The 7,295-nt window shown below is 68.9% G+C and carries 9 protein-coding genes and 1 pseudogene; 6 read left to right on the top strand and 4 right to left on the bottom strand.

The features are described 5' to 3' along the window. Window positions 1–342: 342 nt before the first annotated feature. Window positions 343–714, top strand: a pseudogene (locus tag ACFWPJ_RS08535) (mspA family protein); the annotation flags it as partial. A gap of 34 nt (window positions 715–748) precedes the next feature. Beyond that, complete coding sequence (locus tag ACFWPJ_RS08530; protein WP_378848870.1) at window positions 749–1,402, top strand: MspA family porin; 654 nt, start codon at window positions 749–751, stop codon at window positions 1,400–1,402. Window positions 1,403–1,480: 78 nt separating this feature from the next. Here the strand turns inward: ACFWPJ_RS08530 and mscL are convergent, their stop codons facing one another. The 4 genes from mscL to ACFWPJ_RS08510 all read right to left on the bottom strand — a co-directional run bounded on the left by mscL (window position 1,481) and on the right by ACFWPJ_RS08510 (window position 3,792). Further along, window positions 1,481–1,924: a large conductance mechanosensitive channel protein MscL gene (mscL, locus tag ACFWPJ_RS08525; protein ID WP_378848868.1), complete on the bottom strand. Its 444-nt coding sequence runs from the start codon at window positions 1,922–1,924 to the stop codon at window positions 1,481–1,483. 156 nt (window positions 1,925–2,080) lie between these two features. Beyond that, on the bottom strand, window positions 2,081–2,752 hold the full coding sequence (locus tag ACFWPJ_RS08520) for an SAF domain-containing protein (RefSeq protein WP_378848866.1): 672 nt from the start codon (window positions 2,750–2,752) through the stop codon (window positions 2,081–2,083). A gap of 89 nt (window positions 2,753–2,841) precedes the next feature. Then, window positions 2,842–3,123, bottom strand: coding sequence for an FmdB family zinc ribbon protein (locus tag ACFWPJ_RS08515; protein WP_378848865.1), 282 nt, complete (start codon window positions 3,121–3,123; stop codon window positions 2,842–2,844). A gap of 69 nt (window positions 3,124–3,192) precedes the next feature. After that, the gene (locus ACFWPJ_RS08510; RefSeq protein ID WP_378848879.1) at window positions 3,193–3,792 is read right to left on the bottom strand and encodes a 5-formyltetrahydrofolate cyclo-ligase; all 600 of its coding nucleotides are present in this window, start codon (window positions 3,790–3,792) and stop codon (window positions 3,193–3,195) included. Between the two features lie 87 nt (window positions 3,793–3,879). Here ACFWPJ_RS08510 and ACFWPJ_RS08505 point away from each other — a divergent pair, with 87 nt between their 5' ends. The 4 genes from ACFWPJ_RS08505 to ACFWPJ_RS08490 all read left to right on the top strand — a co-directional run. Beyond that, entirely contained in the window at window positions 3,880–4,806 is a 927-nt protein-coding gene (locus tag ACFWPJ_RS08505) for a UTP--glucose-1-phosphate uridylyltransferase (protein ID WP_378848863.1), read from the top strand. A 54-nt stretch (window positions 4,807–4,860) separates the two neighbouring features. Continuing rightward, a complete protein-coding gene (glp, locus tag ACFWPJ_RS08500; protein ID WP_378848862.1) occupies window positions 4,861–6,120 on the top strand; it encodes a gephyrin-like molybdotransferase Glp in 1,260 nt (419 codons plus the stop codon). 12 nt (window positions 6,121–6,132) lie between these two features. Continuing rightward, window positions 6,133–6,783, top strand: a complete 651-nt coding sequence (locus ACFWPJ_RS08495) for a GNAT family N-acetyltransferase (RefSeq protein WP_378848860.1) — start codon at window positions 6,133–6,135, stop codon at window positions 6,781–6,783. 416 nt (window positions 6,784–7,199) lie between these two features. Continuing rightward, on the top strand, window positions 7,200–7,295 hold a 96-nt coding region (locus tag ACFWPJ_RS08490), incomplete at its 3' end, for a hypothetical protein (protein WP_378848877.1).

The raw sequence follows: 7,295 nt of genomic DNA, 5'->3' as shown, positions 1-7,295 counted from the left end.
TGAGCGTGTGGGGTGCCAGGTCCAGCCGGGGGTGAGCTGCTCATCCCCCAACACCCCCGGGGCGTTTGTATTACCGCTCCCGCCCCCATATGTTGGGCCCGCCATGCCGTTTCGCTGGACTTTGCCGGTCCGCCTCATTATGTTGGTGGCGAATTGACTGCCAGACAGTCAGTGTCGCCACAAGTTTCGTGCTTTTCAGCTTCTCGATTCACCTCCCGGCTGGGCGTACCTGCCCTGTTGCCAGCGGTGCGGTCCGTGGACCCGCCTGGGCTGGGTCCGGGCGCAGCACAGATATCGACCTCGACGGTCGAGGTCGATTTTGCGTACATCTCGAGGGGAAGTATGAGCGAGAACCGCACCATCCGCGTGCGTCGCGGCGCCTTGAGCGCGGGCGCCGCAGTGGCCGTGACGATCGGCCTGCTGTCGGCCGGTGCTGCGAACGCCGACACCTTCGTCCCGTTGCCGGACGGTGAGAAGCTCGGCCCCGGCGTCACGCTCTCCCGAACCGGCGAGCATGCCGTGATTTCCCCGTCGCTGGCCGCCAACGGTGTGGGCCGCGTCGTCTGGGTCTCGGGCAATGCCAGGGCCGATGTGCAGGTCACGCCGGAGGGTGAGGTCGGGCCGAACAACGGGCCCCGCAACCGTCCCGGCTCCAACAATTCCTCGACACACGGTGCCTCGCAGCTGAATACGGGCTACATCGTCGGTTGCCAGTTCACACGAGTTCACCCTCGAGGGGTCACCTGTGATGATCAACCGTAAGAGCACGGCGCGCGCGGCCGGTTTCGTGGCCGCGGCGACCGTGGCAGTGGGTCTGCTTTCCACCGGCGTGGCCGATGCCGACACCTTCATTCCGCTGCCGGGCGGCGAAATCACCAAGGTGCTGTCCGACGGCACCGTCGTCAACATCAAGATGGTCGGCGAGTCGGCCAATATCAACCCGTCGATGGGATCGACGCCGGCACACCGTAATGCGTGGGTGTCCGGTAGCGCGCAGGTGTCGGTGTCCGGTGACGGCGGCGGCAAGATCTACCCCGGTTACACCGTGGGTTGCCAGGTCAATATCGCCGGCGGCCGGGCGGCCGCCGAGGGCGAAGCGGCGGTCGGCGGGGCGGTGGAGGCCGCGGGGGCCGCGGGCGGCGAACTCACTCTCGGCCCCGGCCAGGCGCGGTCCTTCTACGTCCTCGATCTGGAAGGGCCCGACGATTACGGCAACGAATCCCACCGGGTCCGCAACTACTTCGATGGCGGCAGCGGCTCGGTCACCTGGGCCGACGAGACCATCGGTCTGTCCGGCTGCGGCGGCTACGCGCAGGCGCGTTCGTTCGTGAGCGTCGAGGTGGAGACCGACCATGTGATCAGCTGGGTCACCCTGTGGGGCCAGCCGTTCAGCCTCGGCTGAGGCACCGAAACAGCCTCCAGCCCAACGAGATCGGGGTGAGTCCTCCCGGATCTGCCCCGATCTCGTTGCGTGCGGGGCTCAGTGCTTGTGCTCGCCGTCGCTTCCGGCCGGTTCCGCGCGCATGCCGTGCTTGCCGTTCGACGTGTCGGCCTGCTGAGCCAGCAGATCCCGGATCTCGATGAGCACCTCGTTGTCGGAGAGTTTCTCGTCCTCATCGGAGAACCGCTTCTTCGCCATAATCGCGGGCAGGACGAGGACGAAATACAGAATCGCCGCGATCAACAGGAAGTTGATGAACGCGGTGATGATCGGCCCGATCTCGATGAAGGTGGCCGGTTTGTCCCCGACGAGCTGGATGCCGAGCCCCATCTCGTTGCTTCCGCCGAAGACCGCGAGCAGCGGGTTGACGATCCCGCTGGTGAACGCGGTGACGATGGCGACGAACGCGGTACCCATGACGACGGCGACCGCCAGGTCGATCACATTGCCGCGGAGCAGGAAGTCCTTGAAGCCTTTGAGCATGCCGATATCTCCTTCGTCCCGGAGCCGGCCGGAGGCGCTGTGCTCCTTGTTCGAATGATGTGAAACGGTCGTGCTGTTTGTGTGATGCTAACCAGAGCTCCGGCAATTATCTCGCGAACTGTGCCGGGGCGGCACCGACTGTGTGTGCCGGGGGTGTCAATGGAAGACGACGGTGAGCGCGGTGCGCAGCGAGGCACCGGCCACCGCGGTGGCGTATTCGGCGCCCAGCGCGACCAGGACCACCCGTTCCGCACCAGAGCGCCGCTCGCCCGTCGCGGTGACGAGCACCACGGCGGCGTCGGTGGCCAGGGTGCGGGCCGGTTTCGTCGCACCGGGGCCGCCCGCGTCCTCGACGCCGACGACGTCCACCCGATCGCCCGCGCGCAACACATCGGCGACCGCGGGATCGGCCAGCCGGATGGGCACGATCCGCGCGTCGGCGCTGCCCGCCGCGGCGGCGGCCAGGCGCGGGCCGACCACGCGCAGATCGGTGAAGGTCTCCCCGGCGCGCATCGCACCGGTGAGCGTCGCGCCGAGCAGGGGAGCGGTCTCGGTGGCCGAACCCGAAGGCAGCGAACGGGATTCGTGACGGTCGACGCGCAGATCGTCGGCGGTGAGCAACCTGCCCGGCGCCAGATCACGGGCGGCGACCACGACGGCGCGCCGGGAATCACCGGGATCGCCGCGGATGAACATCGCCAGCGCGAGCAGGGCCAGCACCGCGGCGGCGATGCGGCGCGCGAGCAGGGCATCGGCCCATGCCGGGCGGTTACCGAGGGCGAAACGCCAGGAACTGCCACGTCCCAGATCGGCGAGACTGCGAGTCATGCTCCGAGCCTAGGAGCGCGGCAGCGGGGAACAGCCCCCGAAAGTCCAGGTTGTGGACAACTACGGGGCTGTGGATAACTCCGGGAGGATCAGCTAGCGGCGGCGGGCGCCGAGCTCGACGCGGGGGTGCTGGTGCCGCTGCTGCCGTTGGAGTCCGAGGACGTCTTGGCGGGCTCGCTCGCGGTGGACGTGCCACCACGGCTGTCGGTGCGGTAGAAACCGCTGCCCTTGAACACGATGCCGACCGAGTTGAACAGCTTCCGCAGCTTCCCCGTGCACTGCGGGCATTCCGTCAGCGTGTCGTCGGAGAAGGACTGAACGATGTCGAAGCGGTTGTCACACTGGGTGCACGCGTATGAATAAGTTGGCACAGGATCCTCCGCAAGTCTCGTCGATCTAGCACTCTACCGCCGACACTGCCAACGTCGCGAATCGCCGTTTCATTCCGGCGAAACGGGCAGCTCATGGCCCAGTTCACGCAGTCCGCCGCCGGGCGTCACTGCCCAGCCCATCCGCCGGTCGTGTGGTTCTTCCGGCAGCCGGTCGACGAGTTCATTATCCCGCACGACGGCGATGAGCCTGGTCCCGTCTCCGACGGCACCCAATGTCCGGTCGTAGTAGCCGGCACCGCGCCCTAGCCGCACCCCGCGCAGATCCACCGCGAGCGCGGGAACCAGGACCGTCGTCGCGGTGGCGACGGTGTCCGGCGGCAGGGTCGCGGTCGTCGGTTCGAGCAGCCCGAAGCGGGCCTTGCGCAGGGAATCGGGGCCCTCGTAGCGCGCCCAGCTCAGCGGTCCCGGCTCTCCGGTCACCGGCAGCAACACCGTGGCGTTGCACACACGCAGCGCGTCGAGCATGCGCAGATCGCCGGGTTCGCCGCGGATCGGGACGTAGGCGCAGACGACCTCGTCGGCCCCGGCCAGCGGCCCGATCGCCGTCGCCAGCTCGGCCGCTTCGCGTGCGTGCTCGGCTGCCCCGACCAGGGCGCGCTCGGCCAGGATCTGGGTGCGCCACGCATATTTGGTGCGCTCACCGGGCATCTCCACAGCGACCACCCTAAGCTCTTGCCGACGCCGGATCGTCGCGACGGGCGATCGGACGGCACGCTGAATGGATAGGGTATGCGCATGACAGACAAGACTTCCGGTTTCCGCACTGCGGTGGTACCCGCGGCCGGACTCGGGACGCGGTTTCTGCCTGCCACCAAGACCGTGCCCAAGGAGTTGCTGCCGGTCGTCGACACCCCCGGCATCGAGCTGGTCGCCGCCGAGGCCGCCGATTCCGGCGCGGACCGGCTGGTCATCGTCACCTCGCCGGGCAAGGACGGCGTGGTCGCCCACTTCGTCGAGGACCTGGTGCTGGAGAGCACCCTGGCCGAGCGCGGCAAGTTCGCGCTGCTGGAGAAGGTTCGCAAGGCCCCCGGCCTGCTCGATGTGACCTCGGTCGTTCAGGAGGAGCCGCTCGGCCTCGGGCACGCGGTCGCCCAGGCCGAATCGGTGCTCGACGACGACGAGGACGCCATCGCGGTGCTGCTGCCCGACGATCTGGTCCTGCCGTGCGGCGTGCTGGAGACGATGAGCCGGGTGCGCCGCGAGCGCGGCGGCTCGGTGCTGTGCGCCATCGACGTGCCGAAGTCGCAGGTCAGCGCCTATGGCGTGTTCGACGTGGAAGATCTGACCGAGGGCGCCGAGGCCGATGTGCTGCGGGTCAAGGGCATGGTCGAGAAGCCGGAACTGGCCGACGCGCCGTCGACCCTGGCCGCCGCGGGCCGCTACCTGCTCGATCGCGTGATCTTCGACGCACTGCGCCGGATCGAGCCGGGCGCGGGCGGGGAACTGCAGATCACCGACGCCATCGCCCTGCTGATCGCGGAAGGACACCCGGTCCATGTGGTCGTCCACCGTGGGTCGCGCCACGATTTGGGTAACCCGGGCGGCTATCTTCGAGCTGCTGTCGATTTCGCCCTCGAGCGGGAGGAATATGGTCCGCAACTGCGCGAGTGGCTGAAGTTCCGGCTGAGCCCGGAGTGGGACCCCCAGTCTCCGAACGCGTAAGCGCGGCAAGCGGTAGCACACAGGCAGGCAGTCGCCGATAGACACAGGAGCTCGATGCGCTCGGTTGAGGATCAGCTGATCAAGGTCACCGCGGCCGCGGTCGCACCCAGGCCGGTCCGGGTCGCGATATCCGAGGCCCAGGGTTTGCTGTGCGCGGAAGACGTCGTCACCGAACGTCCGCTGCCCGGCTTCGATCAGGCCGCCATCGACGGTTACGCGGTGCGCAGCGTCGACGTCACCGCCGCGGGCACCGATGTGCGCGACGAGGAGGGCGAGCTGATCGACCTCACCCTGCCGGTGGTCGGCGAGGTGGTGGCCGGTTCGCGCCAGCCCATCCGGTTGCAGCCGCGCCAGACCGTGCGGGTCGACACCGGCGCGCCGCTGCCGACGCTCGCCGACGCGGTGCTTCCACTGGAATTCACCGACGGTGGCCGCGCCAGGATCAAGGTTTTCGAGCCGGTCCGCTCGGGCGATTACGTCCGCCGGATCGGTGACGACGTGCAGCCCGGTGACGTGGCGGTCCGCGCGGGCACCATCATCGGCGCGGCCCAGGTTGGCCTGCTGGCCGCGGTCGGCCAGGACAAGGTGCTGGTGCATCCGCGGCCGCGGCTGTCGGTGATCTCCATCGGCGGCGAGCTGATCGATATCGATCGCACGCCCGGCCCCGGTCAGGTCTACGACGTGAACTCCTACGCGCTGGCCGCTGCCGCGCGCGACGCCGGCGCCGATGTGAACCGGGTCGGCATCGTCAGCGCCGATCCGCGCAGGCTGCGCGATGTGGTCGAGGGGCAGCTGGTGCGCTCGGAGGTCGTCGTGATCGCCGGTGCGGTCGGCGGCTGGGCCTCGGAGCAGGTGCGCGAGGCGCTGGACGGACTCGGTGAGCTCGAGGTCGACCGGGTGGCCATGCATCCGGGCTCGGTGCAGGGTTTCGGCCGGCTCGGCCGCGACGAGGTGCCGACCTTCCTGCTGCCGTCGAATCCGGTGGGCGCGCTGGTGGTCTTCGAGGTGATGGTGCGTCCGCTGATCCGGATCGCGCTGGGCCGCAGGCAGCCGATGCGCCGAATCGTCAACGCCCGCACCATCACTCCGATCTCCTCGATGCCTGGCCGCAAGGGATACCTGCGCGCACAGCTGCTGCGCGACGAGGCGACCGGCGACTATCTGGTGCAGCCGCTGGGCAACGGCAACGGCGGATCCTCGCATCTGCTGGCCACGCTGGCCGAGGCGAACAGCCTGATCGTCGTCGAACCCGACGACACCGATTTCCGGACCGGTGACGAGGTGCGGGTCGCGTTCCTGGCGCAGCGCGGCTGAAACGTGGAGTCGATGAACGTATTCCGGGCAGGCCAGCATCCCGGATGGCCCGCGCGGCTCGGTCCGGTGATCGTGGCGGGCGGGCAGGTGACCCTGCGGCCGGTACGTTTTCGCGACGCCACCGCGTGGAGCCGCATCCGGCTGCGTGACCGCGACCATCTGGAGCGCTGGGAACCGACCGGTCGCGGCAGCTGGGAGGCGCGCAATCACGCGTCGAACTGGCCGTCGCTGTGGACGAGCCTGAAGGCCGAAGCACGGCGGGGCGCGATGATCCCGCTGGTGATCGAGGTCGACGGGCAGTTCAGCGGGCAGCTGACCATCGGCAATATCGTGCGCGGCGCGCTGCGCTCGGCCTGGATCGGCTACTGGGTGGCCAAGGACCTCGGCGGTCAGGGCGTGGCGACGGCCGCGCTGGCGCTGGGGCTGGACCACTGCTTCGGGCCGGTCGGCCTGCACCGCGTCGAGGCGACGGTGCGGCCGGAGAACCTGGCCAGCCAGGCCGTCCTGCGCAATGTCGGCTTCCGCGAGGAGGGCCTGCTGCGCCGCTACCTCGATGTGGACGGCGAATGGCGCGATCACATGCTGGTGGGCTTGACGGTCGAAGAAATCATGGGCACGGTGGTCGACCGCCTGGTCAGGGAAGGTCGAGCGGCGCTGCCGTGAAATTTCTGTTACTCATGTGGCAGGTGTGCACGGCGCGCCTGCCGCGCGGGCAGGCGTGCCCGAATTAACCTACGGACGTCGGTAGTGCGTCCAACGATGGACAACGCGCAGGCGGGGACGGGAGGTGATGACCGCGATGCCGAATTCGATCCTGTGGATCGGACTCGTCGTGCTCTGGGTCTTCGTCCTGTTCCCGATCCTGGCGGACCGGCATCCCCGGATCCGCCGCACCACCGATGCCGCACTCGCCACGCGCGTGCTGCACCGTGGCGGGGCCGAACGGCGGATCCGCATCGGGGCGGCAGGCGGTCACGAGAGTGACCCCGACTACCGCCCCCGTGTGCTGAGCAAGCGCCCCCACCGTACTGATTCGGAGGATCGGATGACGACATCGGCCGACGAGCCCGTCACCGAAGCTGACGACGAGAAGCTCACCCCCACACCGGAACTCGAAGCCGCGTCCGAGACCGAGGTCGACCTCGGCGACGACGCGGCCGGTGCCGAGCCCGGAG

It is taken from the genome of Nocardia sp. NPDC058497 (assembly GCF_042720195.1).
In the GTDB taxonomy this organism is placed as follows: domain Bacteria; phylum Actinomycetota; class Actinomycetes; order Mycobacteriales; family Mycobacteriaceae; genus Nocardia.
The sequence above is the reverse complement of the archived record's forward strand: the minus strand, read 5'-3'. Positions and strand labels throughout refer to the sequence as shown.